This window comes from Limimonas halophila (assembly GCF_900100655.1).
Taxonomy (GTDB): domain Bacteria; phylum Pseudomonadota; class Alphaproteobacteria; order Kiloniellales; family Rhodovibrionaceae; genus Limimonas; species Limimonas halophila.
In genome coordinates this window covers 51,469-76,268 of sequence record NZ_FNCE01000007.1, presented here as the reverse complement: position 1 = coordinate 76,268, position 24,800 = coordinate 51,469, and the positions used below count along the sequence as shown (strand labels likewise).

Below are 24,800 nucleotides of genomic sequence, written 5' to 3'. Positions count from 1 at the left end.
CCCCAATCCATCCGCTACACCAGCGGTGAAAGGGCCTGGTGCCCGACGCGCCCCCGTCGATGGCGAACAGACGCGATTAAACTGGCCTCAGTTTATGAAGATCAAGGCGGCGAGAGCGGAGACGTTTGCGCGGCGGCCGGACGCGGGGGTCCGGGCGGTGCTGGTGTACGGTCCGGATTCGGGACTGGTGCGCGAGCGCATGGACGCGCTGGTGCGCTCGGTCGTGGACGATCCCACGGATCCCTTCCGCGTGGTGGAGGTAACGCCGACGCAGGTGGCGAAGGAGCCGGCGCTGATCGCGGACGAGGCCGCGGCGCTGGCGTTCGGCGGCGGCCGGCGCGTCGTGATGATGCGCAACGCGGACGACAGCACGGTGAAGGCGCTGAAGGCATTTCTGGACGAGCCGGCGGGCGACGGCTTCGTCGTGGTGAGCGCGGGCGATCTGACGCCCAAGTCCAAGCTGCGCCAGGCGTTCGAGCGCGCGGGCGTGGGCGCCGCCCTGCCCTGTTACCGCGACGACACCGCGAGCCTGCAGACCGTGGTGAGCGAGACACTGCGCGAACACGGCCTGGACGTGTCCCGCGAGGCCGCGCGCTATCTCGCGGAACACCTGGGCGCGGACCGCATGGTGACGCGGCGGGAGCTGGAAAAACTCGCGCTCTACACGGGCAGCGGCCGGGTGGAGCTGGACGACGCGCAGGCGTGCGTGGGCGACAACGCGGCGCTGTCGCTGGACGACATCGCGTTCGCCTGCTGCGAGGGCAAGCCGGCGGAATTGGAGCGGGCGTTCGGCCGCGCGGTGGCGGAGGGTGCCAACCCGGTGCAGATCCTGCGCACCGTGGCGCGGCACGTGCAGCGCCTGCATCACGTCGCGGCACACGGCGACGCGGACGCGGCGGTGGAGAGCCTGCGCCCACCGGTGTTCTGGAAGCACAAGACGCGCTTCAAGGCCCAGGCGACCGCCTGGGATGCATCCGCGCTGGGCCGCGCCCTGGGCGATTTGCTGGAGGCGGAGGTGCGCGTGAAATCCACGGGTTATCCGCAGGAATCCGTCGCCTCGCGGGTGCTCATCAGCATCGCGCGCCGCGCGCCCAAGCCCCGGCGCACCTGAGCGCCACAGTTTTGATCAGTCGGTGTTTCCCGTGAAACAGGGGACACACGGCCGCGCGGACCAGCTCGTGGCGGATTAGAGCATCGTGCGTGAATTCGTGTCTGCGGGCTGATCCGGAAACTTCGGTATATGGTCCTATTTTTCCAGTGCGAGCAGTTTCCGCGCCTGCGGCGCGGGAGCCTGGTGGCTGTCCACGCACGAGCAAGCGGAATCACGCCGGGACGGCCACGGCGGCGTGGGCGTGACACCCCGAACAAGCTGATTCCGCATTACCGCGATCTGCTCTAATGCGGATCGGTCTTGGCGGGGCCGTGGCACAGGCGGTGCACCACGTCGTCCAGCTGATCCAGGCTGGTGTAGTGCAGCGTCACCGTGCCGCCCTTGCCCTTCGGCGCGATCTTCACCTTGAGCCCGAGCTGCGCGGCAACGTCATCTTCCAGCGCGCGCGTGTCGGCGTCCTTGGCCTCGGCCGCGTTGGAGCGGCGTTGCGCGCCGGCGCCCTCGCCGTTCGTGCTCGCGGCCTTGACCTGCTGGGCGAGCTTTTCCGTGTCGCGCACGGACAGCCCGCGCTCGGCGACCTGACGCGCCAGGCCCTCGGTGTCGTCGGCGTTGAGCAGCGCGCGGGCGTGGCCGGCGGAGATGTCGCCGGTCTGCACCAGCACCTTCACGCGCTCGGGTAGCTGGAGCAGGCGCAGCATGTTGGCGATGTGGCTGCGCGACTTGCCCACCGCGCGCGCCAGATCTTCCTGGGTGTGCTGGAACTCGTCCATCAGGCGCTGGTAGCCCTGCGCCTCTTCCAGCGGCGTGAGATCGCGGCGCTGGACGTTCTCGACGATCGCGATCTCCAGCGCGGCAACATCCGACAGCTCGCGGACGACCACCGGCACTTCGTGCAGCTGCGCCCGCTGTGCCGCGCGCCAGCGCCGCTCGCCGGCGATGATCTCGAACTGCGCCTCGCCGCCCTCGCCGGCCGGCCGCACCAAGAGCGGCTGGAAGATGCCGTTGGCCGCGATGGAGTCCGCCAGCGCGGCAATGGATTCCTCATCGAACGCGCGGCGCGGCTGATAGGGGTTGGGCGCCAGCCGGTCGATGGCGACGTGCTGCCGCCCCTGCCCGGACGCGGCCGGCGCGGCGGCCGGTTCCGCCGCCGGCGCCGTGTCGGGCTCGGGCGAGACCGCGGCCTCGGCTTCCTCGTCGTCGCCCAGGAGCGCCGCGAGCCCGCGGCCGAGATTGCGCTTGCCGTCCGCCATCGTGCCCCTCAGCTCGCCATGGCGGGCGCGCCGCCCTTCTCGCGGCGAAGCAGTTCGCCGGCGAGCTTGATGTAGGCCTTCGCGCCCGAGGACTTCATGTCGTAGACGATCACGGGTTTCCCGTGCGACGGCGCTTCGGACACCCGCACGTTGCGCGGGATCACGGTGTCGTAGACGATGTTGCTCAGGTACTCGCGCACATCCTGCGCCACCATGGCGCAGAGGTTGTTGCGCCGGTCGTACATCGTCAGCACGACGCCCTCGATCTCCAGGTCCGGGTTGAAGCCCTTGCGCACGCGCTCGATCGTGCGCATCAGGTGGCTCAGCCCCTCCAGCGCGTAGAACTCCGCCTGCAAGGGCACGAGCGCGGCGTGCCCGGCGACGAAGGCGTTGATCGTCAGCAGCCCCAATGCCGGCGGGCAATCCACGAGGATGTAGTCGTAGCGCTCCAGGATGGGGGCCAGCGCCGAGCGCAGGCGCGTTTCCCGCGCCTCGGCGTCGACCAGCTCGACCTCGGCGCCGGCCAGATCGACCGCGGAGGGCACCAGCTCCAGCCCCGGCACGTCGGTGGGCACGATCACGTCGGCGACCGGATCGCCGTCCATCAGTGGGCCGTAGACGTTGCGCTTGCGGTCGCCGCGCGTCAGCCCGAAGCCCGTGGAGGCATTGCCCTGCGGGTCCATGTCCACGATGAGCGTGCGGTACTCGCAGGCCGCGAGCGCGGTGCCCAGGTTGACGGCCGTGGTGGTCTTGCCCACCCCGCCCTTCTGGTTGGCGATGGCGAGCACGCGGGCGTCGCCGGTGGTCGCCTTCGCCAGGGTCCCGTCGGCAGTTTGCTGCGTGTTCTGCGCGGTCACGGCTGCCCCACCTGGATGCGGAGGATGGACGCCTCGGGATCGCTGCGGCTGGCCGCATGCTGCGCCGCGATCTTCCACGTCGACGCGGCTTCGGTCAATTCCCGCTCGGCCTCGCGGCCCTTCGGGAAGAGGCAAACCCCGCCCGATGCCAGCAGCGGCGCGGCGTGGGTGAGCAACTCGGAAAGCGGCGCCAGCGCCCGCGCGGTAACGACATCGACGGGCGGCACCTCGGCGTCCGCGATGCGGCGCGCGTGGACGACGGCGTTCGCGCCCGTCCGCCGGATGACTTCGCGCAGGAAGGTGGCCTTGCGCTGGTCGGATTCGACGAGATGCACCTCACCGCAGCCCAGGATCGCCAGGACAAGCCCGGGAAACCCGGCCCCGCTGCCGAGGTCGGCGATGCGGCGCGGCCGATCCTCGGGCGCGGGCGGCAGGAGATCGGCGAGCTGGGCGGAATCGAGCACGTGGCGGCGCCAGGCGTCGGCCAGCGTGCGCTTGCCGACGAGGTTGATCGCGCGGTTCCACTTCGTCAGGAGATCGAGGTGGGTTTGCAACGCCGCCAGCGTTTCATGTGAAACGCCGGTTGCGCGCTGGAACGCCGCCGCGTCGAAGGCCCCGGTTTCACGTGAAACGCCCGCCGGCGCGGTGGCGATCCCCCCATCCCGGCTATGGTTGTGTGCGGCCATGGCCAGCCATCATATGCCAAACAGCCCGTCCCCACCACCCGTTCGGAGAGCCGTCATGGCCGAGCAGCACGGCGCCAACCGCCTCGCCGGCGAAACCTCGCCCTACCTCCTTCAGCACAAGGACAATCCCGTGGCCTGGCATCCCTGGGGCCGCGAGGCGCTGGACGCGGCGAAGCGCGAGAACAAGCCCATCCTGCTGTCGGTCGGCTACGCGGCCTGCCACTGGTGCCACGTCATGGCGCACGAGTCCTTCGAGGACCCCGAGGTGGCCGAGGTGATGAACCGCCACTTCATCAACATCAAGGTGGACCGCGAGGAGCGCCCGGACCTCGACCACATCTACCAGAACGCCATCGCCCTGCTCGGCCAGCACGGCGGCTGGCCGCTGACGATGTTCCTCACGCCCGACGGCGAGCCCTTCTGGGGCGGCACCTATTTCCCGCGCTTTGACCGCTACGGCATGGCCGGCCTGCCCCGCGTGCTGGAGACGATCGCCAACGTCTGGAACCAGGAGCCGGACAAGGTCCAAACCAACGTCACGCGCCTGCGCGACGCGCTGCAGGGCATGGCGCAGCCACAGGGCGGCGGCGACGTCGACCCCGCAATGCTGGACGAAGCCGCGAACCGCCTCGCCCAGTCCGTCGATCCCACGCACGGCGGCATCGGCACGCAGCCCAAGTTCCCGCAGCCGGCCATCCTCGCCATGCTCTTCCGCGGCTGGGTGCGCAGCGGCACCGAACAGGCGCGCGAGGGCGCGCTCCTCACCCTACGCCGCATGAGCCAGGGCGGCATCTACGACCATCTCGGCGGCGGCTTCGCGCGCTATTCCGTGGACGAGCGCTGGCTGGTCCCGCACTTCGAGAAGATGCTCTACGACAACGCGCAGCTGCTGGAAGCGCTGACCTGGGCGTGGCAGGAAACGGGGGACGCCCTCTTCCACCGCCGCGTCCACGACACCGTGGGCTGGCTGCTGCGCGAAATGATCGCGCTGGATGCAAACGGCGAGCCCACGGGCGCGTTCGCCGCCTCGCTCGACGCCGACAGCGAGGGCGAGGAAGGCAAGTTCTACGTCTGGACCGAAGCCGAGATCGACCACGTGCTCGGCGGCGACGCGGAGCTGTTCAAGCGCGTCTACGACGTCTCGGGCGAAGGCAACTGGGAGAACGGCAAGACCATCCTCAACCGCCTCAACGCGCCCAACAGCCTCGGCGAGGGCGCGGAGTCCAAGCTGGCGGCGTGCCGCGCCCGCCTCTTCGCCGTGCGCGAGCGCCGGGTGCGCCCGGGGTGGGACGACAAGGTGCTGGCGGACTGGAACGGCCTGGCGATCGCCGCGCTCGCCGAGGCCGGCGCCGCCTTCGGCGAGACCGCGTGGCTGCACGCCGCCGCGCGCGCCTTCTCCTTCGTGCGCGACAACATGGACCGCGACGGCCGCTTGCTGCACGCCTGGCGCCGCGGGCAGGCCCAGCACGCCGGCACGCTGGACGACTACGCCGCCATGGCCCGCGCCGCCCTCACCCTCCACGAGCACACGGGCAAGCCGACCTACCTCGCCGACGCCGAGCGCTGGGCGGCGACCCTGGACCGCCATTTCTGGGACGCGGAGAACGGCGGCTACTTCATCACAGCCGACGACGTGGACGACGTCATCCTGCGGCCCAAGCACGCGCACGACAGCGCCCAGCCCTCGGGCAACGGCCTGGCGCTCGGCGTGCTCGCGCGCCTCGCCTGTTTCACGGGAAACACCGCCTACCGCGAGCGCGCTCACGCCCTCACCCGCGCCTTCGCCGGGGAGCTGTCGCGCAACTTCGTGCCGCTGTGCACGCTGCTCGCCAATGTCGAGTTGCTGAACGCGTCCACGCAGATTGCGATCATCGGCGACCGCGGGCGGGACGACACCCAGGCCCTGATCCGCGTCGTGGAGCGGACGCTCCTGCCCAACCGCGTGCTGCAGGTGGTGGCGCCGGACGCCGCCCTGCCCGACGGCCACCCCGCCGCCGGCAAGGCGCAGCTGGACGGCCGACCCACGGCCTACGTCTGCCACGGCGCCACCTGCTCGCAGCCCGTGAGCGACCCGGAGGCACTGCGCCAATTGTTGCGGTAAGGGTCACCGACTCGCGCCTGGATGACAGGCCCCCGGCCGCTCGGTATCGTTCGCGGGACCAACCCGACCGCGAACCGCACCACCGACCGCAAACGGGGGATCCATGGCGGATATCAAGGTGCCTGGCCCGGACGGCCAGTTCAGCGCGTATGTCGCCGAGCCCAAGGCCACGCCCGCGCCCGGGCTGCTGGTCATTCAGGAGATCTTCGGCGTGAACCAGGTCATGCGCGATCTCTGCGACCAGTTCGCGGCGCGCGGCTACGTGGCCATCTGTCCCGACCTCTTCTGGCGCCTGGAGCCCGACGTTCAGATCACCGATAAGACGGACGCGGAGTGGCAGAAGGCCTTCGACCTCATGGGCCGCTTCGACGTCGACCAGGGCGTCGAGGATCTCAAGACGACGCTGCACCATCTGCGCGGGATGGAGAGCTGCTCCGCGCTGGCCGGGAGCGTGGGCTACTGCCTCGGCGGCAAGCTGGCCTACCTCATGGCCACGCGCTCGGATGCCGACTGCAACGTCGCCTACTACGGCGTCGGCATCGATCAGCTCGTCGGCGAGGCGAGCAACATCAACCGGCCGCTGTTGATGCACATGGCCACCGAGGACCGCTTCGTGCCGAAGGACGCCCAGCAGACCATGCTGGACAACCTGCAGGACCACCCCTTCGTCACGATCTACGTCTACGAGGGCAACGACCACGCCTTCGCGCGCGAGGGCGGTGAGCACTACGATCCGCAGGCCGCCGAACTCGCCAACAAGCGCACCCTCGATTTCCTGCGGCAGCACCTGACATGACCCATCACGCCGTCCGCATCCACCAGCACGGCGGCCCGGAAGCTCTGTCGTACGAGGCCGTGGACGTGCCCGATCCCGGCGCCGGCGAGGTCCGCCTCGCCCAGACCGCCGTGGGCCTGAACTACATCGACGTCTACCACCGCACGGGCCTCTACCCCGTTCCCGGGCTGCCGTGCACGCTCGGCATGGAGGCCGCGGGCACGGTCGCCGCGGTCGGCCCCGACGTCACCGACGTCTGCCCCGGCGACCGCGTCGCCTACGCCGCGCCGCCGCTGGGCGCCTACGCCGACGCGCGCATCATGCCCGCCGACCGCGTCGTGCCGCTTCCAACCGGCATCAGCGACCGCCAGGCCGCGGCGATGATGCTCCAGGGCATGACGGTGGAATACCTCATCCGCCGCGTCTTCCCGGTGCAGCCGGGCATGCCCGTGCTCTTCCACGCCGCCGCCGGGGGCGTCGGGCTGATCGCCTGCCAGTGGCTCAACGCCATCGGCGCCACGGTGATCGGCACGGTGGGCAGCCGCGACAAGGCGGACACGGCGCGCGCGCACGGCTGCCACCATCCCATCGTCTACACCGAGGAAGACTTCACCGAGCGCGTGCGCGAGATCACCGGCGGCGAGGGCGTGCCCGTGGTCTACGACGGTGTCGGCGCGGCCACCTGGGACGGCTCGCTGGCCTGCCTGCGCCGGCGCGGCATGATGGTCAGCTTCGGCAACGCCTCGGGCGCGGTGACGGAATTCAACCCGGGCGAGCTGGCCAAGCGCGGCTCGCTCTTCCTGACGCGGCCGACGCTGATGGACTACACGGCCGACCGCCAGGACCTGCTGGACAGCGCCAACGCGCTGTTCGAGGTGGTCCAGCGCGGCGACGTGGTCGTGGAGATCAACCAGACCTACAGCCTGTCGGAAGCCGCCCAGGCCCACCGCGACCTGGAGGCCCGCCGCACCACGGGGTCCACCATCCTGCTGCCGTGACGCGGGTGTTTCCCGTGAAACCGTCCGGCGAAACGACCGGGCCGGCGGAGCGTTCCGCCGGCCCGTTTCGTGTGCCCTGCCCCGTCGTGACCGCGTCAGAACGGCTTCACAATCACCAGGATGACGATGCCGATGAGCAGCAGCGTCGGCACCTCGTTGGCGATGCGGTAGACCTTGGCGTCGTGCTTGTTGGCGTCGTTCGCAAAGTCCTTGCGCCAGCGCGCGAAGACCGCGTGCATGACCTGAAGCAGCACAAGCAGCAGCAGCTTGGCATGCATCCAGCCGAAGGCCCAGGCGCCCAGATGCACGAACAGCGCCAAGCCCAGCACCCAGCTGGCGATCATCGCCGGATTGACGATGGCGCGCAGCAGCCGGCGCTCCATCACCTTCAGCGTTTCCGAGAGCTCGCCGCCGGGCGTCGCCCCGGCGTGATAGACGTACAGCCGCGGCAGGTAGAGCATCCCCGCCATCCATGCGATGACGGCAATCACGTGCAGCGCCTGCACCCACAGATAGGCGCCTCCAAGCCAACCCATTACGTCGGATCCCCCTGTCGTCCCCTGCTGCGCACGCACGCCACGAGATCCGCGACGTGCTCGGGCGGTGTTTGCGGCACGATGCCGTGGCCCAGGTTGAACACGAACGGACCGCCGGCAAGCCCGTCAACAATCTCGCGCGCCGCGGCGCGCATGGACTCGCCGCCCACGACCACGTGCTGCGGGTCCAGATTGCCCTGCGCGCAGGCGTGCGCCTGCACCTCGCCGCGCGCCCAGTCGAGCGGCACGCCGGTGTCGAGGCTGACGGCGTCGGCGCCGCTCTCCCGCGCCATGCGGGCGTAGAAGGCGCCCGTGCCGCGCGGGAAGACCACCACCGGGACGTCGGGGTGCTGCGCCTTCACGCCGGCGACGATGCGCTGAAGCGGTTCGAGTGACCAGCGCTCGGCCTCGGCGACCGGCAGCGCCCCCGCCCAGGAATCGAACAGCTGCACCGCCTCGGCGCCGGCGTCGATCTGGGCCAGGAGGTAGTCGATCGTCGTCTCGACCACGCGGTCGATCAGGCGCTGGAAGCCCGCCGGGTCGCCGTAAGCCCACTGCTTGGAAAGCGCAAAATCGCGGCTGGAGCGGCCTTCGATCATGTAGCTGGCCACCGTCCAGGGGGCCCCGGCGAAGCCGATCAGCGCCGTCTGTGCGGGCAATTGCGCCTTCGTCTCGCGCAGCGCCGCGTACATGGGCGCCAGCGTTTCGTGGAAGCGCGTCCCGTCCAGCCGGGTGGCCACCTCGCCGGGATCCTTCAGCGGCTCCAGTTGCGGGCCCACGCCCTCCTCGAACCAGAGTGCCTGCCCGAGGCCGTAGGGCACCAGCAGGATGTCGGCGAAGATGATCGCGCCGTCCAGCTGAAAGCGCTCGATGGGCTGCAACGTCACCGTGCTGGCCAGTTCGGGGGTCAGGCACAGCTCCAGAAAGCTGCCCACGCGTTGGCGCAGGGCCCGGTATTCGGGAAGGTAGCGACCGGCCTGGCGCATGAACCAAATCGGCGGCGTTTCCTGTCGTTCAAAACGGTAAGCGGCGAGCAACGGCTTGGCGGTCGGGTGCTGGGCCACGGTTTTCCTCCACATGACGGACCGCCCCCATACACCCCCATATTTTCTGATCAAAGAGGGTGGTAGTGGCGGTTGGGCCTGTGGACAATGGGGATCACCACGCCGTCCCCAAGTTGTCCCCAGATCCGTTCGAGGTGGGCCCGCAAAATCCCCACCTGTGGACGAATCCTCGCCGGCGGCGGCCCCGACTCGGCTTGTCCGCAAGGAGTCGCGCGGCCGCGTGGAAGAACGCGGAAAACCTTGTTCCCGATGGAGCCGTTTGCCACTGTCTCCACCGCCCGTGGACGCTGCGGGCGCCTGGGCACGTTGCTGTGCGGCGCGTTGGCCTCTGCGGGGACGCTTCGCGGGGCTGGCGCGCGGCGCACGATCCGTCCCGGGTTCGTCCCCAACACCTCCCCCGGTTGTGCACCTGCGCGATGACCGACCCCGTGCATCTTCACCTGGTTTCGGACTCGACCGGCGAGACGGTGAACGCCTGCGCGCGGGCCTGCCTCGTGCAGTTCCGCGACATCGAGCCCATCGAGCACGTCTGGTCGCTGGTCCGCTCGGCGAAGCAGATGGACAAGGTGCTCAACGGCATCCGCGCCACGCCGGGGCCGGTGCTCTTCACCGTCATGCGCGACGACCTGCGCACGAAGCTGGTGGAGGCGTGCCAGGAGATGAACGTGCCCTGCATCCCGGTGCTGGACCCGGTGATGCACGCGCTGGCCGCGCACTTCGGCGTGCCCATCACGGGCCAGCCGGGCTTGCAGCACGCGATGGACTCCCACTACTTCGAGCGCATCGACGCCATGAACTATGCGCTCAGCCACGACGACGGCCAGGCCGCGCGCCAGCTCAAGGAGGCCGACGTCATCCTCGTCGGCGTCTCGCGCACCTCGAAGACGCCGACCTGCATCTACCTGGCCAACCGGGGCATCAAGGCCGCCAACGTGCCCTTCGTGCCGGGCATTCCCCTGCCCACCGAGCTGTTCCACGTGAAACGCGCCCTCGTGGTGGGGCTGACGAAGGACCCGGCGCAGCTCGTGCAGGTGCGCCGCCAGCGCGTCAACGCCGAAGCCGGCGGCATGGCGGACAGCGAGTACGTCGACCTCAACAGCGTGCGCCGCGAGGTCGCGGAAGCGCGCAAGCTCTTCGCCAAGCACGACTGGCCGGTGATCGACGTCACCCGCCGCTCCATCGAGGAAACGGCCGCCACCATCCTCAGCCACTTCGCCCAGCACCGCACCGAGGCCCAATGACCGCGCGTTCCACCGCCCACGAACCGGCGACCCGCATCGGCGCACCCGACCCCGAGGCGCCGCCGCTCGTCCTCGCCTCCAAGAGCCCCTCGCGCCGCGACATGCTGGTGAGCGCCGGCGTGCCCGTGACCATCCAGGCCGCCGGCGTGGACGAGGACGAGATCAAGGCATCGATGCGGCACGCGGGCGCGAGCGCCGAGGAGGTCGCGGAATCCCTGGCCGAGGTGAAGGCCCAGCGCATCAGCCCCTATCACCCCGGCGCGCTCGTGCTGGGCGCCGACCAGATGCTGGAATGCGACGGCATCTGGTACGACAAGCCCAGCTCGCGCGAGCAGGCGGGCGAGCACCTGCGCGCGCTCTCGGGGCGCACGCACCGGCTGATCGTCACGGCCGTGCTGGTGAAGGACGGCACGCGCATCTGGCACCAGACGGACAGCGCCGAGCTGATGGTGCGTCCGCTGTCCGAGGATTTCATCGCCGGCTATCTGGACGCCGTGGGCGACGCCGCCCTGGGCTCCGTGGGCGGCTACCAGCTGGAGGGCCTGGGCGCGCAGCTCTTCGCGCGGGTGCGCGGCGACTACTTCACCGTGCTCGGCCTGCCGCTGCTGCCGCTGCTCGAACAGCTCCGCAATCACAAGGTGGTCAAGCGCTAGCGGATCGCCGGCAAGCGGAACCAGCAGGTTCCTGACGATCGCATTTATCCATGCGGCCGGGAGCTTTTCCGTATGTTGCGCCCACGCGTCGCAGCCTGCTCGCTGATTCCGCTTGATCGTGCGTGAAGCGGCCGGCAGGCCGGTAAACGCCAACGGCGTTGAAACTGCTAGCACGCAAGAAGGAGGGGTGTCGTCCATGCCTTCGGTTCTGCCAATGATCACAACATCTAGGACGAGGCGCTAATGCTCACTGGCAAGGCCGCGCTCGCGGGCGTGCTCGGCTGGCCCGTGGCGCATTCCAAGTCGCCGCAGGTTCACGGGTACTGGCTGGAAGAGCACGGCATCGACGGGGCCTACGTGCCGCTCGCCGTCGCGCCGGAGCGCTTCGCCGCCGCCGTCCCCGCCCTGCGCGATCTGCATTTCCGCGGCGCCAACGTCACCGTGCCGCACAAGGAACGCGCCCTGGAGATCTGCGACAGCGTGGACGATCACGCCCGCCGGCTGGGCGCGGTGAACACCCTGATCTTCGACGCGGCCGGCATCCACGGCCGCAACACCGACGGCGTCGGCTTTCTGGACAACCTGCGCCAGGGCGCGCCGCGGTGGTCCCCGGCGGACGGCCCGGCGGTCGTGCTCGGCGCGGGCGGCGCCGCGCGCGCGGTGATCGTCGCGCTGATGGACGCGGGCGTGCCGGAGATCCGCTTGATGAACCGGACGCGCGAGCGCGCGGAGACCCTGGCCGAAACGCTCGGCGGCCCCATCACGGTCCACGCCTGGGATGGCTGGGCGGACGCGCTCGACGGCGCGGCGCTGCTGGTCAACACCACCAGCCTGGGCATGACCGGCGAACCGCCCCTGCCCGCCGAGCTTGACGCGCTGCCGCCCTCGGCCGTGGTCAACGACATCGTCTACCGCCCGCTGGAAACCCAGCTGCTCTCGGACGCGCGGGCGCGCGGCAATCCCGTGGTGGACGGCCTGGGCATGCTGCTGCACCAGGCGCGGCCCGGCTTCGCCGCCTGGTTCGGCGTCGAGCCCACGGTGACGGAGGCGCTGCGTGCGCACGTCCTCGGCGGCTGAGGCGCGCGGCGGCACACGCCCGATCGTCCTCGGGCTCACCGGCTCGATCGGGATGGGCAAGTCCACGGCCGCCGCGATGCTGCGCCGTCTCGGCATCCCGGTCCACGACGCCGACGCCGCCGTGCACGCCATGCTCCAGCCCGGCGGCGAGGCCGAGGCGGCGGTGGCCGCCGAATTTCCCGAGGTGATGACGGGCACGGGCATCGACCGGCGCGCGCTCGGCAACCGCGTCTTCGCCAACCGCGCGGCGTTGCGCCGGCTGGAGCGCATTCTGCATCCGCGCGTGCGCCGCGCGGCCGAACGCTTCATCCGCCGCCACCGCCTGCGCCGCACGCCCGTGGTCGTGCTCGATATCCCGCTGCTGTTCGAAACGCGCGGCGAGCGCCTGTGCGACGCGGTGATCGTCGTCTCCGCCCCGCCCTTCGTGCAGGCGCGGCGCGTGCTGCGCCGGCCCGGGATGACGCAGGCGCGCATGCAGGAAATCCGCCGCCAGCAGCTGCCCGACCCCGTCAAGCGCGCCCGCGCCGACCACGTGATCGAGACGGGCCTGGGCCACGGCGAGGCCTTGCGGCAGCTTCGCGCCATCCTGCATCGTCTCCCCGTTCATGCGGGGCGATGCGGCCAAGGGGAGCGATAACGTGCGCGAACTGGTGCTGGACACGGAAACGACCGGCCTGGATCCGGAGCAGGGCCACCGCATCCTCGAGGTCGCGTGCGTGGAGCTGTGGAACCACGTCGCCACGGGGCGCGCCTTCCACCGCTACATCAACCCCGACCGCGAGGTGCCGGAGGAGGCCTACAAGGTCCACGGCCTGGGCTGGGACTTCCTGGCGCAGTACCCGCGCTTTCACGAGGTGGCGCCGGAGCTGCTGACCTTCATCGGCGGCGACACCCTCGTGATCCACAACGCCGAATTCGACATGCGCTTCCTCAACCACGAGCTGCGCCGGGCGCGCCACGCGGCGCTGTCCACCGAGAACGTCGTGGACACGCTCGCCCTCGCCCGCCAGCGGTTCCCGGGCGCGCAGGTCAACCTGGACGCGCTGTGCAAGCGCTTCGCCGTCGACAACACCCAGCGCGACTGGCACGGGGCGCTGCTCGACTGCCAGCTGCTCGCCGAGGTGTACCTGGAGCTTCGCGGCGGCCGGCAGCCGGGCCTCGTGCTCACCGACACCCCCGGCGGCGGCAGCGATCGCGTCGAGATCGCCCAGCGCCCGCGGCGCGAACCGCGCCCCCACGCGCCCAGCGAGGCGGAGCGGGCCGCCCACGCCGCGATGTGCGAAACGCTCAAGAACCCGCTGTGGACGCAGTGATCCGCATGCGGGCGTTCAGGTTCCCGTACCAAAAAAGCCGCCGCCGGGCGAACCGGCGGCGGCGCGTGACGCAACGGCCCTTTGGGACCGGCGTTATTGCTGCTCCTGGCTCGCCGTCTGGCGCGCCTTCTGCTGCTCGTAGAGCTTGGCGAAGTCCACGGGGTTGATCAGCAGCGGCGGATAGCCGGCGTCGCGCGAGGCCTTGGAGATGATGTCGCGCGCGAAGGGGAAGAGGTAGCGCGGCGTCTCGATCAGCACGAGGTTGTCGCGCTTCTGATCGTCCACCTGATCGTCCAGGGAGATCAGGCCGGCGTACTTCAGTTCCACCTGGAACGCGGTCTTGTCGTTCACCTTGGCGCCGATGTTGGCGTTGATGGCGACCTCGTAGACGCGATCCTGCAGGCGCTCGGCCTCGACGTCGAGGTTCACGGTCACCTCGGGACCCTCTTCCATCTCCATGAAGATGGCGGGGCTGTTCGGGTTCTCGACCGAGAGATCCTTGATGTACTGCGTGTGGATGTTGATTCCCTGGTCCTGCACGGCGTTGCGGTTGTCGCCGCTGCCGTCGGCGGTCGTTTCGTCAGCCATGGCACCCTCTTGTGTTGCTCGGGTTCGAGCGCGATGAGACGACGCAGCTCGCCGGGCGAACCTCATCGCGCTCAATCTCTTTTGGTTCCCGGCATGATGCAAAGCCCGGATCATTTCGATCCGCCCTCATCATGCCCCGGGATCGTGCGTTCGGGGCGGGCGGAAGCCGCCGGGCATCCGCCGGCCGCCCCCGCGCGTCACGCCCCATCCTGTTGAAATCCGCGCCGGAATCGCGTGCCGCCGCGCGGACGCAGGTGCGCCGTTCGGGCTGGCGCGGGGCTACCACGCCCGGCCGGTCCCAGCAAGCTAAGGCCCCCGTCAGTCGATGCGCCGGTCGCGGTCCGTCTCCTCGCGCGCGTCGCGCTCGGTGACGTCCTCGTAGTCCACGTCGATCGGGCCGTCGCCGCCGCCGGGACCGCCGGGCCCGCGACCGGGTCCGCCGGCGGTGTAGACGCGGGTTTCCATGCGCTTGGCGAGGTGGCGTCCCACGGTCACGCGCAGCAGCCGGCGCACCGGCGCCAGGAAGAGCGACAACCCGAAGACGTCGGTGACGAAGCCCGGTGTGAGCAGCAGCGCGCCGGCAAAAAGGAGGCAGACGCCGTCGAACAGCGTCTGCGTCGGCAATTCGCCGCGGTCGAGCTGCTGGCGCAGCGAGAACAGTGTGTTCAGCCCCTGCCGGCGCAGTTCCATGCTGCCGACGACGGCGCTGAGCACCACCAGGCCGATGGTCGGCCACAGCCCGATGAGGCCACCGACCTGGATCAGCACGGCGATTTCGATAATGGGCACGCCGATGAAGGCGAGGAGCAGCGCCAGGCCCATGCTTGTCCTACCCAGCCGCAAGGCTTATTTGTAACCGGAGCGGCTCCATCCACGACGGAGCCGGGGTCGGCGGCGACCCAGAGCGTCCGTCATAGGCGACAACCCCGCTCCAGGTCCACCGCCGGCTGGCGCCCGCGGCGCACAGCAACGGATCAGCTCCCATGAGCGACGGCTTTCAGTTTCTCGACATCATCCTGTTCGCGGCCATCGCGGGCTTCCTCGTGCTGCGCCTGCGCAGCGTGCTCGGCAAGCGCACGGGCCACGGAGAGCGCCCCCAGCACGACCCCTTCAGCACCACCCAGCGCGAGTCCAAGCAGGGCGCCCCCGGCGGCGAGGACCGCGACAAGGTCATCCCCATGCCCGGGCGCGGCCAGCGCGGCGACAGCGTGACCGACAGCGAGTTGCGCCAGGCGGCCGAGCGCGCGGAAACGCCGCTCTCCGCGGGGCTGACGCAGATCAAGCTGGCCGATCCCGACTTCGACGAGGAGGGCTTCCTCAAGGGCGCGCGCGGCGCGTTCGAGATGATCGTCAACGCCTACGCCGGCGGCGACCGCGACACCCTGCGCCAGCTGTTGGCCAGCGACGTCTACCAGGACTTCGAGCGCGCGATCGCCGGCCACGAGCAGGCGGGCGAGCAGGTGGAAACCACGCTGGTGAGCATCCGCGACGCCGACATCGTGGGCGCGGAGCTTGAGGGCCGCACGGCCTTCGTGACGGTGAAGTTGGTCTCCGACCAGATCAACGTGGTCCGCGACGCCGAGGGCAACGTGGTCGAGGGCGACCCCGAGGAGGTCACCGAGATCACCGACGTGTGGACCTTCGCCCGCAACACCCGCAGCAGCGATCCCAACTGGACGCTGGTGGCCACGCGCAGCCCCGACGCCGACAGCTGACGGACGCCCCATGCCGCGACCGGGACTTCGCCTTGCCGCGTTGTGTGCCCTTGCCGGGACGCTGGCCCTGGCGGCGTGCACCGAGCGCGAGGAGGCGGAGAAGGCGCCGGTCGGCGAGGACGGCATCGCGCTGGCGCGCAAGCCCGTCGATGCGCTTCCCGGTTGGACGGACGACGGCGTCGCCGAAGCCCTGCCCGCGCTGCGCCGGTCCTGCGACGCCCTGCTGAACAAGCCCGACACTCAGGCCGTCGGCCCCGACGGCATCGCCGGCACGGTGAAGGCTTGGCGCGCGCCGTGCGCGGCGCTCGCGGGTGTGGATGCGGGCGATCACGCCGGGGTGCGCCGTGTGCTGCGCGAGCACTTCGCCGCCTACGCCGTGCGCGGGCGCGAGGGGCGCAAAGGCACCTTCACAGGCTACTATTCGGCCACGCTGGATGCCGCGCGCGAGAAGCGCGGGCCCTACGAGCATCCCATCTACCGCGAGCCGGACGACCTCATCACCGCGCGCCTTGGCCGCTTTCGCGCCGACCTGAACGGCGAGCGCATCGTCGGCCGCGTGAAGGACGGCGCGCTCGTCCCCTACTTCGACCGCGCGGCCATCAAGAATGGCGCGCTGGCCGGCCGCGACCTCGCCTTCCTCTACGCCGACGATCCCATCGACGTCTTCTTCCTTCACATCCAGGGCTCGGGCGTGGCGCGCCTGCCAAATGGTGAGCGCCAGCGCGTCGGCTACGCCGCCAGCAACGGCCACGACTTCACCGGGATCGGCAGCTACCTGCTGGAAAACGACATGATCCCGCCCTCGCAAGGATCGATGCAGGGCATCCGCACATGGCTGAAGGCGCACCCGGCCAAGGCAGAGCGGGTGATGAACGAGAACGCGCGCTTCATCTTCTTCCAGCCGCTCGACGGCCCCGGCCCCATCGGCAGCCAGGGCGTGCCGCTGACCGACGGCCGCAGCCTCGCCGTCGACCCCGACCGTCTGCCGCTCGGCGCGCCCGTCTGGGTCGCCACGAAGCAGCCCACCGCGAATGCGCCCTTGCGGCGCCTGATGGTGGCGCAGGACACCGGCAAGGCCATTCAGGGCACCGTGCGCGGGGACATCTATTTCGGCACGGGCGACGATGCCCTGGCGAAGGCCGGGCGCATGAAGCGCCAGGGCCGTCTCTGGCTGCTGCTTCCCAAGACGCTCGAGCAAACGCGCGTGGCGCAAAGCGGCTGACCCGCTCGGGTTAACGCCCTTCCGGCTTGCTTTCGCGTGGCTCGCGACCCATCGTGAAGTTCGCGTATGAAAGGAGCGAGCGGATGGCGGCAGACGCGCCGCGCGTGGCCCTCTTCGCCACGTGCCTGGTGGATCTCTTCCGGCCCAGCGTCGGCTTCGCGGCGGTGAAGCTGCTGCGCGCCGCCGGCTGCCGGGTCTACGTGCCCCGGGCGCAGACCTGCTGCGGCCAGCCCGCCTACAACAGCGGCGACCGCGCGGACGCCAAGCGCGTCGCCCTTCAGGTCATCGAAGCGTTCGAGGGCGCGGACTACGTCGTCGTCCCCTCGGGGTCGTGCGCCGGCACGATCGCCAAACACTATCCGGGGCTGTTCGCCGACGATCCCGATCTGGCCGCGCGCGCGGCGGATCTGGCCGAGCGCACGCACGAGCTGGTCAGCTTTCTCGTCGACATCATGGGCATGACCGAGGTGCCGGCGCATTACGCGGGCACGGCCACCTACCACCACAGCTGCGCCGGCTTGCGCGAACTGGGCGTGAAGGGGCAGGCGCGCACGCTGCTCGACAGCGTCGAGGGGCTGGCGTTGCGCGATCTGCCCGACAGCGAGGTGTGCTGCGGCTTCGGCGGCACCTTCTGCGTCAAGTATCCCGAGATTTCCAACCACATGGTCTCCGATAAAGTCGAGGCGATCGTGTCCACGGGCGCGGACACCCTGCTGGCCGGAGATCTGGGCTGCCTGATGAACATCGCGGGCAAGCTGCAGCGCCGCGGCCACGCCGTCCACGTCCGCCACGTCGCCGAGGTGCTGGCGGGCGAGCCCGAAGCGCCGCCCATCGGGGAAGCGGGAGAGCTGTCGTGAGCGAGCACCGGCCGAGCGCCTTCGCCGAGAACGTGCCCGGCGCCCTGGCGGACGACCAGCTTCAGCGGGCGCTCGGCAACATCAAGCGCGGCTTCGTGGAAAAGCGGGCACGCGCCGCCGCCGACCTGCCCGAGTTCGAGGCCCTGCGCGACCACGCCCGCGACATCAAGAACCACACGCTCAACCACCTCGACGCCTATCTGGAACGCTACGAAGCGCGCGTTCGCGAGCAGGGCGGCCACGTCCATTGGTGCCCGACGGGCGCGGACGCGCGCCGGGCCGTGCTCGACATCTGCAAGCGCGTCGGCGCCGAGCGCTGCACCAAGGGCAAGTCCATGGTCTCCGAGGAGATCGGCCTGGGCGACGCCCTGGAAGGCGCCGGGATCACGCCGGTGGAGACGGACCTTGGCGAGTACATCCTCCAGCTCCGCCACGAGCCGCCGAGCCACATCATCGCCCCGGCCATCCACCTGAACCGCGACCAGATCGCCGACGACTTCCGCCGCGCCCACGTCACCTACCCGCCGCAGCGGGCGCTGGATACTGCGCGTTCGCTGGTGGACGAGGCGCGCGGGGTGCTGCGCCAGCAATACCTGCAGGCCGACGTCGGCATCACCGGCGCCAACCTGCTGGTGGCGGAAACCGGGCAGAGCGTCATCGTCACCAACGAGGGCAACGGCGACCTGACGCAGAACCTGCCGCGCGTCCACATCGTCATCGCCAGCCTGGAAAAGGTGGTGCCGACCCTGGAGGACGCGAGCACCATTCTGCGCGTGCTCGCGCGCTCGGCCACGGGGCAGGAGGTCACGGTCTACACCACCTTCTCCGCCGGCCCGCGCCGCGCCGACGACCCCGACGGGCCGGACGAGTTCCACGTCGTCCTGCTGGACAACGGGCGCACCGGGATGCTGGGCACGGAGTTCCAGGAGATGCTGCGCTGTATCAAGTGCGGCGCCTGCATGAACCACTGCCCGGTCTACGCCGCCGTGGGCGGGCACGCCTACGGCAGCACCTACGTGGGCCCCATGGGCGCGGTTCTGACCCCGGCGCTCCAGGGCGTGGACGAGGCCGGGCACCTGCCCAACGCCTCCACCTTCTGTGGGCGCTGCGAGGAAGTCTGCCCCGTGCGCATCCCGCTGCCGGGGCTGATGCGGCGCTGGCGTGAGCGCGAGTTCGAACGTCACCTCACACCCCTGCCCGTGCGCTCGGGCCTGCGCGTCTGGGCGTTCGCAGCCACGCGCCCGAGGCTCTACCGCACGGGGGCGCGGTGGCCGCTGCGCGCGCTCGGCTGGCTGGGGCGCAAGCGCGGGCGCTTCGGTTGGTTGCCGCTGGCTTCGGGCTGGACGAACCACCGCGACTTCCCGGCCCCGGCCGGGCGCACCTTCGTGGACCGCTGGGCGGCGGAGGGACACGACGATCCATGACCGAGGGCCGCGACACCGAAGGACGCGAGCGCATCCTGGGTGGAATCCGCCGCGCGCTGCGGCGTGGACCGCTCAGCGGCGAGGACGCCGAGGCTGTCGACCGCCGCCTGCGCGAGCACCCGCGCGGGCCCGTGCCGGGCCGGGCGGATCAGGACCACACAGCGCTGTTCCGCCGCATGGCGGAGGGCGCATCGGCCACGGTGGCGCCCCTGGACGGCTGGAGCGACGTGCCCGCGGCCGTCGCCGCCTACCTGCGCGACCGCAACGCGCCGAGCGAGGTGCGCCTGGCACCGCACCCGGATCTCACCGGACTGAACTGGGCCGCGGACGCGCCCACGCTGACGGTGAGCACGGGCCCGGCGGCCGGCGACACGGCCGTCGGGATCGCGCGCGCTCACACCGGCGTCGCCGAAACCGGGACGCTCTTCCTGCACTCCGACCCGCACGGACCGACGACGCTCAACTTCCTGCCGGAAATCCACATCGTCGCGCTCTCGACGCGCGACCTCGTGGGCGTTTACGAGGACGCGTGGGCGCGCCTGCGCGCCGACGGCGCGGGCTGGGTGCCGCGCACGGTGAACATGATCACCGGGCCGTCGCGCACGGCGGACATCGAACAAACCCTGCAACTGGGCGCGCACGGCCCGCGCGCGCTGCACATCCTTCTGGTGGCCGATGGCGATGGCTGACACGCGCGACCGCGCCAAGGGCGGCCGGCGCCCCACGTCCGCCGAGCAGGAGCTCTGGCGCGAGATGATGCGCGACGTCACGCCGCTGCACCGCGACGACACGCTCCAGGTGGGTGAAACGACCGCGCCGGCCGAGCCGGGGCAGGACGACAGCATCGCCGAGCGCCAGCAATCGCCCAGCCCGGCCGGCCCGCCGTCGCGCAAACAGGCGCGCAAGCAGGCGGCGGCGGCCGCGGCCAAGCCGGAGCCCGCGCCCGTGCGCGTGGGCAGCGTCGCCGGCATCGACCGCCGCACCGCCGAGCGCCTGCGCCGCGGGCGCATCCCCATCGAAGCGAGCATCGACCTGCACGGCATGACCCGCCAGGCCGCCGGCGACGCCCTGCTGGGTTTCCTCAACCGCGCCGCCGACCGCGGCCAGCGCTGCGTCCTGGTCATCACGGGCAAGGGGCGCGCCACGGGCGAGTCCGTTCTGCGCAACGAGGTGCCGCGCTGGCTCAACCACGCGGCGGTCCGCCCGCACGTGCTGGCTTGCGTGCCCGCCCAGCAGCGCGACGGCGGCGCCGGGGCCTTTTACGTGCTGCTCCGCCGCCGGCGGGCGTAAACCGCCACGCGGAACCGTGCGATCGTGCCGCACGGCCTTCGCCGGAGGGCATACCTTTGGACCGGTAGATTGTTTCGGATCGTTAAGGTAGAGTTTACCGTGAACTTGGCGAGGCTTTTCAGGAGACTGGCATGACTCCCTTCGGTCGGCGGTTGCGAGCCCTTCGTGCCCAGCACGGACTGACCCTCAAGGCGATGGCGACGGAGATCGGCGTTTCGCCGGCGTATCTCTCGGCGCTGGAGCACGGCCATCGCGGCCGGCCGAACCGTCGCTTCGTCCAGCAGGTGTGCCGCGTGCTCGGGGTCCAGCGGGATGAGGCGGACAAACTGGCGCGCCTGGCGGCGCTTTCGCATCCGCGGGTCACCGTGGACACCGCCGGGCTGACGCCGGAGGCGACGGAACTCGCCAACCGCCTGGCGGAACAGATTCACACGATGTCCCAGGACCGGATCGATCGCATGCTCGCCGAGCTGCGGCGCGAGGCGCCCGAAGACGTCACGGCGGGCGCCTGACGCCTCGCCCGAGCGCGTCGAGGGTTCGGGGCCGCGGCGGCAGCGTGCCGTGGGAATGGGACGCGCGCGTTCGCTGGTTTGGCGCTCCCGCGGCAAGCGTGATTGCGCGACGTTCTTGCGCGGAAATTCGGGCCACCGTGATTGTCGTTTTTCGGTGACGTGCGCTAGGCTGGCTCCAGCAGCCCCTTCGTCCGCCCGAAACCGCCGCCAACCGCATGCAGATCTACCTGCCGATCGCCGAGCTTTCCGTGAACGTGCTGCTGTTGCTTGGCCTCGGCGGGCTGATCGGATTCCTTTCGGGCATTTTCGGCGTGGGCGGCGGCTTCCTGATGACGCCGCTGCTGATCTTCATCGGCGTGCCGCCGCCGGTGGCGGTCGCGACGCAGGCTAACAACGTCGTCGCGTCCTCGATTTCCGGCGTGATCGGCCACTTCCGCCGCGGCAACGTGGACGTGCGCATGGGCGTGGTGCTGCTGGCGGGCGGGCTCGTCGGCTCCACCGCGGGTGTGCGCATCTTCAAGCTGTTGCGCGAAATCGGTCAGATCGACGTCGTCATCAACTTGTCTTATGCGGTGATGCTCGCCGTCGTCGGCATCCTGATGAGCTGGGAAGGCGCCAGCGCCATCATCCGCCGCCGGCGCGAGATGCCGCAGCGCTCGCCCCATTTTCACGGTTGGGCGCATCGCCTGCCGCTGAAGGTGCGCTTTCCGCGCTCGCGGCTGTACATCTCGGCGCTGCTGCCGCTGACCGTGGGCGTGGCCATCGGGGTGCTGTCCGCGATCATGGGTGTGGGGGGCGGCTTCATCCTGGTGCCGGCAATGATCTACCTGATCGGCATGCCGACCTCGGTGGTCATCGGCACCTCGCTGTTCCAGATCATCTTCGTCGCCGCCAACGTCACCTTCCTGCAGGCCGTGCAGAACCAGACCGTGGACATCGTGCTGGCGCTGCTGCTGCTGCTGGGCAGCGTGGTGGGCGCGCAGTACGGCAGCCACATGGCCACGCGTGTGCCCGGCGATATGCTGCGCATCCTGCTGGGCATCATCGTCATCGCCACCTGCGGCCGGTTGGTCTATGAACTCGTCAGCGTCCCCGTCGACCTTTACACGCTCGGTGGGCCCGCGTGAGCCGCCAACAGCTTCGGCGCCCGTTGCACGGCCGCACCGCGTCCTGGCATCCTGCCCCGGTTTCCCGAAACGGATGCGGTCGTGATGGCTGAAACGGACGCGCGTGCGGAGACGCCCGGGCAGGAGAGCCAGCGTGTTTTTCTCGTCGTGGTCGACGACACCGACGAGATGCGCGTGGCCCTGCGCTTCGCCTGCCGCCGGGCGATGCACACCGGCGGGCGCGTGGCGCTGCTCTATGTGCTGGAGCCGAACGATTTCCAGCACTGGATGACCGTCGGCGACCTGATTCGCCAGGAAGCGCGCGGAGAAGCCGAAAAGCTGCTCCAGCGCGCCGCGGCCGAGGCCTACGAGCTGTCGGGGCGGATCGCGACGCTCTATCTCAAGGAAGGCTCGCCGCGCGAAACCCTGCTCAAGCTGATCGAGCAGGACCCGAGCATCTCCATTCTCGTGCTGGGCGCGAACACCGGCCAGGGGGGCCCCGGGCCGCTGGTGTCCGCGCTGACCAGCAAGATGATGGGCAAGCTGCGCGTGCCGGTGACGGTCGTGCCCGGCAACCTGGAAGGCGAGGACGTGGACTCGATCGCCTGAGTCAGTCCGTCGGCACCAGGAACTGCGCGCCCAGCCAGCGCCAGCGCCCGCTCGGGGTCGGCATCGTGCAGTTGATGCGCGAGCGGCCCTCGCGCAGCGGCTTGTCCAGACGGATTTCCACGCGCTGGCCCAGCAGCTTGTGGGTGACCTTGCCGCGGCCGGAGGCGTAGCAACTCAGGCTGTCCAGGTGTTCCACGGTGTCGTGCGCGGTGAAGCCGTAGATCGGCGGGTTGGTGTCGGGCGTCAGCACGCGCTCCCTCGGCGTCACCTGCTCGGCGGGCAGCGGCAGGCTGTTGGTCACCAGGGTGAAGCGGTCCATGCCGCCGTAGGCTTCGTTGATGGCGAATCGCGGCAGCGTCAGCAGATCCTTGGTCCGGCCGATGGCGCCCGAGTGCTGACCCACCGCCGCGCGGAAGCCCTTTTCCGCGACAAGCTTGGCGATGTCGGTGGAATACTCGCCGTAAGGATAGGAGAAGAGGTCGGGTTTTTCGCCCAGGTGCTTCTTCAAAAGCGCCTGGCTGCGCTCGATCTCCTCCAGGTTGGTGTCGATCGACTGCTCGGGCATGTGGGCGTGGGTATGCGTGTGGTTGCCCACGGTGCCCAGTTCGTGCTGCGCGAAGGTCTCCAGCTGATCCCAGGACATGATCGTCTTGTAGTCGTCCTCGATCGGCTGGGTCGCTGCAAAGAGCGTCACCGGCAGGCCCGCCTCCTTCAGCAGCGGCCATGCCTTGGTGAAGAAGCTCTCGTAGGCGTCGTCGACCGTGATGGCGACGGCGTGATCGGGCAGCGGCTCGTTGTTCTCGAGCGCGTCCACGATCGCCGGCAGCGGCAGGACGGTGTAGGTGTCCTTGGACAGCTCGGCGACGTGGTTCTTGAACTGCTCCATGCGGACGTTGGTGCTGGGGTACTTCTCGTTGCCGAAGCGGTGGTACATCAGCACGACGGCACCGTTGTCCACGGCCGGGCCGTCATCGGTTCCGCCGGTTTCCTCGGCCGCGGCCGGCGCCGTGCCCGCCGCGAGCACCCCGCTCACAAGCCCGGCCGCGAGCGCGCGCGCCACACCAGTCGATTTTGCCATCCCCGATCGATCCTCTCGTCATAACCGTGGCGACCGACGGTAGGCCCCCGAATACCCCCACGGCAAGAGGGCTTGCCGTGCTCCGGCGGGCGCGCCACAGTCCGTCCGCCGTGAAGCACTGCCCGGACAGGCAAGGGAGCGCACGATGCTGTCCGACGAAGGCATGGACCTGATTTTCCGCGAGGCCCGCACGCACAAAGGGTGGCAGGACACCCCCGTCAGCGACACCCTGCTGCAGAGCATCTGGGACCTGTGCAAGATGGGCCCCACCAGCGCCAACTGCAGCCCGATGCGGGTGGTCTTCGTGAAGTCCCAGGAGGCCAAGGAGCGCCTGAAGCCCGCGCTGATGGAGGGCAACGTCACCAAGACGATGCAGGCGCCCGCCACCGCCATCATCGCCCACGACCTGGAATTCCACGAAAAGCTGCCGGAGCTGTTCCAGCAGGCCGACGCGCGCTCCTGGTTCGAGGGCAAGCCCAAGTTCATCGAGGAGACGGCCTTCCGCAACGGCAGCATGCAGGGCGCCTACTTCATCATCGCCGCCCGCGCGCTGGGTCTGGACTGCGGCCCGATGTCCGGCTTCTCCAAGGAGAAGGTGGACGCCGAGTTCTTCCCCGAGGGCACATGGAAGTCGAACTTCCTGTGCAACGTCGGCTACGGCGACCCCTCGAAGCTGCCGCCGCGCGACCGGCGCCTCACCTTCGACGAAGCCTGCTGGATCGCGTGACCCACCGCGG

At 70.2% G+C, this 24,800-nt stretch carries 27 protein-coding genes; 19 read left to right on the top strand and 8 right to left on the bottom strand.

Features of this window, described 5'->3' with window-relative positions; translation table 11 throughout:
* The first annotated feature begins 163 nt into the window (after window positions 1–163).
* Window positions 164–1,111, top strand: coding sequence for a DNA polymerase III subunit delta (gene holA / locus BLQ43_RS10145; RefSeq protein WP_218119176.1), 948 nt, complete (start codon window positions 164–166; stop codon window positions 1,109–1,111).
* Window positions 1,112–1,395: 284 nt separating this feature from the next.
* Here the strand turns inward: holA and BLQ43_RS10140 are convergent, their stop codons facing one another.
* Genes BLQ43_RS10140 through rsmG form a run of 3 tightly spaced genes read right to left on the bottom strand, consistent with a single transcriptional unit; the run spans window position 1,396 to window position 3,904 of the window.
* Window positions 1,396–2,361 (bottom strand): ParB/RepB/Spo0J family partition protein, encoded by a 966-nt coding sequence (locus tag BLQ43_RS10140; protein ID WP_090020428.1) that lies wholly within the window; start codon window positions 2,359–2,361, stop codon window positions 1,396–1,398.
* 8 nt (window positions 2,362–2,369) lie between these two features.
* Window positions 2,370–3,179 carry a ParA family protein gene (locus BLQ43_RS10135; protein WP_090020579.1) on the bottom strand — a complete coding sequence of 270 codons (810 nt, stop codon included), beginning with the start codon at window positions 3,177–3,179 and terminating at the stop codon, window positions 2,370–2,372.
* A 35-nt stretch (window positions 3,180–3,214) separates the two neighbouring features.
* Entirely contained in the window at window positions 3,215–3,904 is a 690-nt protein-coding gene (gene rsmG / locus BLQ43_RS10130; protein WP_090020426.1) for a 16S rRNA (guanine(527)-N(7))-methyltransferase RsmG, read from the bottom strand.
* Window positions 3,905–3,959: 55 nt separating this feature from the next.
* On the opposite strand from rsmG, the gene BLQ43_RS10125 reads away from it, so the two are divergent.
* The 3 genes from BLQ43_RS10125 (at window position 3,960) to BLQ43_RS10115 (ending at window position 7,778) form a co-directional block, all read left to right on the top strand.
* A complete protein-coding gene (locus BLQ43_RS10125; RefSeq protein WP_090020424.1) occupies window positions 3,960–6,005 on the top strand; it encodes a thioredoxin domain-containing protein in 2,046 nt (681 codons plus the stop codon).
* Window positions 6,006–6,108: 103 nt separating this feature from the next.
* Window positions 6,109–6,801, top strand: coding sequence for a dienelactone hydrolase family protein (locus tag BLQ43_RS10120; RefSeq protein WP_090020422.1), 693 nt, complete (start codon window positions 6,109–6,111; stop codon window positions 6,799–6,801).
* On the top strand, window positions 6,798–7,778 hold the full coding sequence (locus BLQ43_RS10115) for a quinone oxidoreductase family protein (RefSeq protein ID WP_090020420.1): 981 nt from the start codon (window positions 6,798–6,800) through the stop codon (window positions 7,776–7,778). Before BLQ43_RS10120 ends, BLQ43_RS10115 begins: the two co-directional genes overlap by 4 nt.
* A 95-nt stretch (window positions 7,779–7,873) precedes the next feature.
* Here BLQ43_RS10115 and hemJ read toward each other — a convergent pair whose 3' ends face one another.
* Both hemJ and hemE read right to left on the bottom strand, forming a co-directional pair.
* A complete protein-coding gene (gene hemJ, locus BLQ43_RS10110; protein ID WP_090020418.1) occupies window positions 7,874–8,314 on the bottom strand; it encodes a protoporphyrinogen oxidase HemJ in 441 nt (146 codons plus the stop codon).
* Entirely contained in the window at window positions 8,314–9,393 is a 1,080-nt protein-coding gene (gene hemE, locus BLQ43_RS10105; RefSeq protein ID WP_090020416.1) for a uroporphyrinogen decarboxylase, read from the bottom strand. Before hemE ends, hemJ begins: the two co-directional genes overlap by 1 nt.
* 401 nt (window positions 9,394–9,794) lie before the next feature.
* On the opposite strand from hemE, the gene BLQ43_RS10100 reads away from it, so the two are divergent.
* The 5 genes from BLQ43_RS10100 (at window position 9,795) to dnaQ (ending at window position 13,662) form a co-directional block, all read left to right on the top strand.
* On the top strand, window positions 9,795–10,619 hold the full coding sequence (locus BLQ43_RS10100; RefSeq protein WP_090020415.1) for a pyruvate, water dikinase regulatory protein: 825 nt from the start codon (window positions 9,795–9,797) through the stop codon (window positions 10,617–10,619).
* Entirely contained in the window at window positions 10,616–11,272 is a 657-nt protein-coding gene (locus BLQ43_RS10095; RefSeq protein ID WP_090020413.1) for a Maf family protein, read from the top strand. Before BLQ43_RS10100 ends, BLQ43_RS10095 begins: the two co-directional genes overlap by 4 nt.
* A 243-nt stretch (window positions 11,273–11,515) precedes the next feature.
* Window positions 11,516–12,349, top strand: coding sequence for a shikimate dehydrogenase (locus BLQ43_RS10090; RefSeq protein WP_090020411.1), 834 nt, complete (start codon window positions 11,516–11,518; stop codon window positions 12,347–12,349).
* On the top strand, window positions 12,327–12,986 hold the full coding sequence (gene coaE, locus BLQ43_RS10085) for a dephospho-CoA kinase (protein WP_245659545.1): 660 nt from the start codon (window positions 12,327–12,329) through the stop codon (window positions 12,984–12,986). Before BLQ43_RS10090 ends, coaE begins: the two co-directional genes overlap by 23 nt.
* 1 nt (window position 12,987) lies before the next feature.
* Window positions 12,988–13,662, top strand: coding sequence for a DNA polymerase III subunit epsilon (gene dnaQ / locus BLQ43_RS10080; RefSeq protein ID WP_090020575.1), 675 nt, complete (start codon window positions 12,988–12,990; stop codon window positions 13,660–13,662).
* Window positions 13,663–13,755: 93 nt separating this feature from the next.
* Here dnaQ and secB read toward each other — a convergent pair whose 3' ends face one another.
* Window positions 13,756–14,250, bottom strand: coding sequence for a protein-export chaperone SecB (gene secB, locus BLQ43_RS10075; protein WP_176758628.1), 495 nt, complete (start codon window positions 14,248–14,250; stop codon window positions 13,756–13,758).
* 318 nt (window positions 14,251–14,568) lie between these two features.
* Entirely contained in the window at window positions 14,569–15,072 is a 504-nt protein-coding gene (locus BLQ43_RS10070) for an FxsA family protein (protein ID WP_090020406.1), read from the bottom strand.
* 161 nt (window positions 15,073–15,233) lie between these two features.
* Here BLQ43_RS10070 and BLQ43_RS10065 point away from each other — a divergent pair, with 161 nt between their 5' ends.
* The 9 genes from BLQ43_RS10065 to BLQ43_RS10025 all read left to right on the top strand — a co-directional run bounded on the left by BLQ43_RS10065 (window position 15,234) and on the right by BLQ43_RS10025 (window position 22,985).
* Window positions 15,234–15,965 carry a Tim44/TimA family putative adaptor protein gene (locus BLQ43_RS10065; protein WP_090020404.1) on the top strand — a complete coding sequence of 244 codons (732 nt, stop codon included), beginning with the start codon at window positions 15,234–15,236 and terminating at the stop codon, window positions 15,963–15,965.
* A gap of 10 nt (window positions 15,966–15,975) precedes the next feature.
* Window positions 15,976–17,187, top strand: coding sequence for a murein transglycosylase A (gene mltA / locus BLQ43_RS10060; RefSeq protein ID WP_090020401.1), 1,212 nt, complete (start codon window positions 15,976–15,978; stop codon window positions 17,185–17,187).
* Between the two features lie 83 nt (window positions 17,188–17,270).
* Window positions 17,271–18,044, top strand: coding sequence for a (Fe-S)-binding protein (locus BLQ43_RS10055; RefSeq protein ID WP_090020399.1), 774 nt, complete (start codon window positions 17,271–17,273; stop codon window positions 18,042–18,044).
* Window positions 18,041–19,468 (top strand): lactate utilization protein B, encoded by a 1,428-nt coding sequence (locus BLQ43_RS10050; RefSeq protein ID WP_090020397.1) that lies wholly within the window; start codon window positions 18,041–18,043, stop codon window positions 19,466–19,468. Before BLQ43_RS10055 ends, BLQ43_RS10050 begins: the two co-directional genes overlap by 4 nt.
* The gene (locus BLQ43_RS10045; protein ID WP_090020394.1) at window positions 19,465–20,157 is read left to right on the top strand and encodes a LutC/YkgG family protein; all 693 of its coding nucleotides are present in this window, start codon (window positions 19,465–19,467) and stop codon (window positions 20,155–20,157) included. Before BLQ43_RS10050 ends, BLQ43_RS10045 begins: the two co-directional genes overlap by 4 nt.
* On the top strand, window positions 20,150–20,758 hold the full coding sequence (locus BLQ43_RS10040; RefSeq protein ID WP_176758627.1) for a Smr/MutS family protein: 609 nt from the start codon (window positions 20,150–20,152) through the stop codon (window positions 20,756–20,758). The genes BLQ43_RS10045 and BLQ43_RS10040 overlap by 8 nt, the downstream gene beginning before the upstream one ends.
* A 131-nt stretch (window positions 20,759–20,889) precedes the next feature.
* Window positions 20,890–21,270: a helix-turn-helix domain-containing protein gene (locus tag BLQ43_RS10035; protein WP_090020390.1), complete on the top strand. Its 381-nt coding sequence runs from the start codon at window positions 20,890–20,892 to the stop codon at window positions 21,268–21,270.
* A gap of 215 nt (window positions 21,271–21,485) precedes the next feature.
* Window positions 21,486–22,397, top strand: a complete 912-nt coding sequence (locus BLQ43_RS10030) for a sulfite exporter TauE/SafE family protein (protein WP_090020387.1) — start codon at window positions 21,486–21,488, stop codon at window positions 22,395–22,397.
* Window positions 22,398–22,481: 84 nt separating this feature from the next.
* Window positions 22,482–22,985, top strand: a complete 504-nt coding sequence (locus BLQ43_RS10025; RefSeq protein ID WP_090020386.1) for a universal stress protein — start codon at window positions 22,482–22,484, stop codon at window positions 22,983–22,985.
* Window position 22,986: 1 nt separating this feature from the next.
* On the opposite strand, the gene BLQ43_RS10020 is transcribed toward BLQ43_RS10025, so the two are convergent.
* The gene (locus BLQ43_RS10020) at window positions 22,987–24,063 is read right to left on the bottom strand and encodes a polysaccharide deacetylase family protein (protein WP_090020384.1); all 1,077 of its coding nucleotides are present in this window, start codon (window positions 24,061–24,063) and stop codon (window positions 22,987–22,989) included.
* A 145-nt stretch (window positions 24,064–24,208) separates the two neighbouring features.
* On the opposite strand from BLQ43_RS10020, the gene BLQ43_RS10015 reads away from it, so the two are divergent.
* On the top strand, window positions 24,209–24,790 hold the full coding sequence (locus BLQ43_RS10015) for a malonic semialdehyde reductase (RefSeq protein WP_090020381.1): 582 nt from the start codon (window positions 24,209–24,211) through the stop codon (window positions 24,788–24,790).
* Window positions 24,791–24,800: the final 10 nt, after the last annotated feature.

What these genes read in the sequence shown, in the direction of transcription:
- BLQ43_RS10140 (WP_090020428.1), bottom strand. Translation starts at nt 2,361, where the DNA reads ATGGCGGACGGCAAGCGCAATCTCGGCCGCGGGCTCGCGGCGCTCCTG.
- BLQ43_RS10100 (WP_090020415.1), top strand. Translation starts at nt 9,795, where the DNA reads ATGACCGACCCCGTGCATCTTCACCTGGTTTCGGACTCGACCGGCGAG.
- BLQ43_RS10090 (WP_090020411.1), top strand. Translation starts at nt 11,516, where the DNA reads ATGCTCACTGGCAAGGCCGCGCTCGCGGGCGTGCTCGGCTGGCCCGTG.
- BLQ43_RS10030 (WP_090020387.1), top strand. Translation starts at nt 21,486, where the DNA reads ATGCAGATCTACCTGCCGATCGCCGAGCTTTCCGTGAACGTGCTGCTG.
- BLQ43_RS10025 (WP_090020386.1), top strand. Translation starts at nt 22,482, where the DNA reads ATGGCTGAAACGGACGCGCGTGCGGAGACGCCCGGGCAGGAGAGCCAG.
- BLQ43_RS10040 (WP_176758627.1), top strand. Translation starts at nt 20,150, where the DNA reads ATGGCTGACACGCGCGACCGCGCCAAGGGCGGCCGGCGCCCCACGTCC.
- BLQ43_RS10035 (WP_090020390.1), top strand. Translation starts at nt 20,890, where the DNA reads ATGACTCCCTTCGGTCGGCGGTTGCGAGCCCTTCGTGCCCAGCACGGA.
- hemJ (WP_090020418.1), bottom strand. Translation starts at nt 8,314, where the DNA reads ATGGGTTGGCTTGGAGGCGCCTATCTGTGGGTGCAGGCGCTGCACGTG.
- BLQ43_RS10065 (WP_090020404.1), top strand. Translation starts at nt 15,234, where the DNA reads ATGAGCGACGGCTTTCAGTTTCTCGACATCATCCTGTTCGCGGCCATC.
- BLQ43_RS10070 (WP_090020406.1), bottom strand. Translation starts at nt 15,072, where the DNA reads ATGGGCCTGGCGCTGCTCCTCGCCTTCATCGGCGTGCCCATTATCGAA.
- rsmG (WP_090020426.1), bottom strand. Translation starts at nt 3,904, where the DNA reads ATGGCCGCACACAACCATAGCCGGGATGGGGGGATCGCCACCGCGCCG.
- BLQ43_RS10020 (WP_090020384.1), bottom strand. Translation starts at nt 24,063, where the DNA reads ATGGCAAAATCGACTGGTGTGGCGCGCGCGCTCGCGGCCGGGCTTGTG.
- BLQ43_RS10045 (WP_090020394.1), top strand. Translation starts at nt 19,465, where the DNA reads ATGACCGAGGGCCGCGACACCGAAGGACGCGAGCGCATCCTGGGTGGA.
- mltA (WP_090020401.1), top strand. Translation starts at nt 15,976, where the DNA reads ATGCCGCGACCGGGACTTCGCCTTGCCGCGTTGTGTGCCCTTGCCGGG.
- BLQ43_RS10095 (WP_090020413.1), top strand. Translation starts at nt 10,616, where the DNA reads ATGACCGCGCGTTCCACCGCCCACGAACCGGCGACCCGCATCGGCGCA.
- BLQ43_RS10125 (WP_090020424.1), top strand. Translation starts at nt 3,960, where the DNA reads ATGGCCGAGCAGCACGGCGCCAACCGCCTCGCCGGCGAAACCTCGCCC.
- BLQ43_RS10015 (WP_090020381.1), top strand. Translation starts at nt 24,209, where the DNA reads ATGCTGTCCGACGAAGGCATGGACCTGATTTTCCGCGAGGCCCGCACG.
- BLQ43_RS10055 (WP_090020399.1), top strand. Translation starts at nt 17,271, where the DNA reads ATGGCGGCAGACGCGCCGCGCGTGGCCCTCTTCGCCACGTGCCTGGTG.
- BLQ43_RS10120 (WP_090020422.1), top strand. Translation starts at nt 6,109, where the DNA reads ATGGCGGATATCAAGGTGCCTGGCCCGGACGGCCAGTTCAGCGCGTAT.
- secB (WP_176758628.1), bottom strand. Translation starts at nt 14,250, where the DNA reads ATGGCTGACGAAACGACCGCCGACGGCAGCGGCGACAACCGCAACGCC.
- BLQ43_RS10115 (WP_090020420.1), top strand. Translation starts at nt 6,798, where the DNA reads ATGACCCATCACGCCGTCCGCATCCACCAGCACGGCGGCCCGGAAGCT.
- hemE (WP_090020416.1), bottom strand. Translation starts at nt 9,393, where the DNA reads ATGTGGAGGAAAACCGTGGCCCAGCACCCGACCGCCAAGCCGTTGCTC.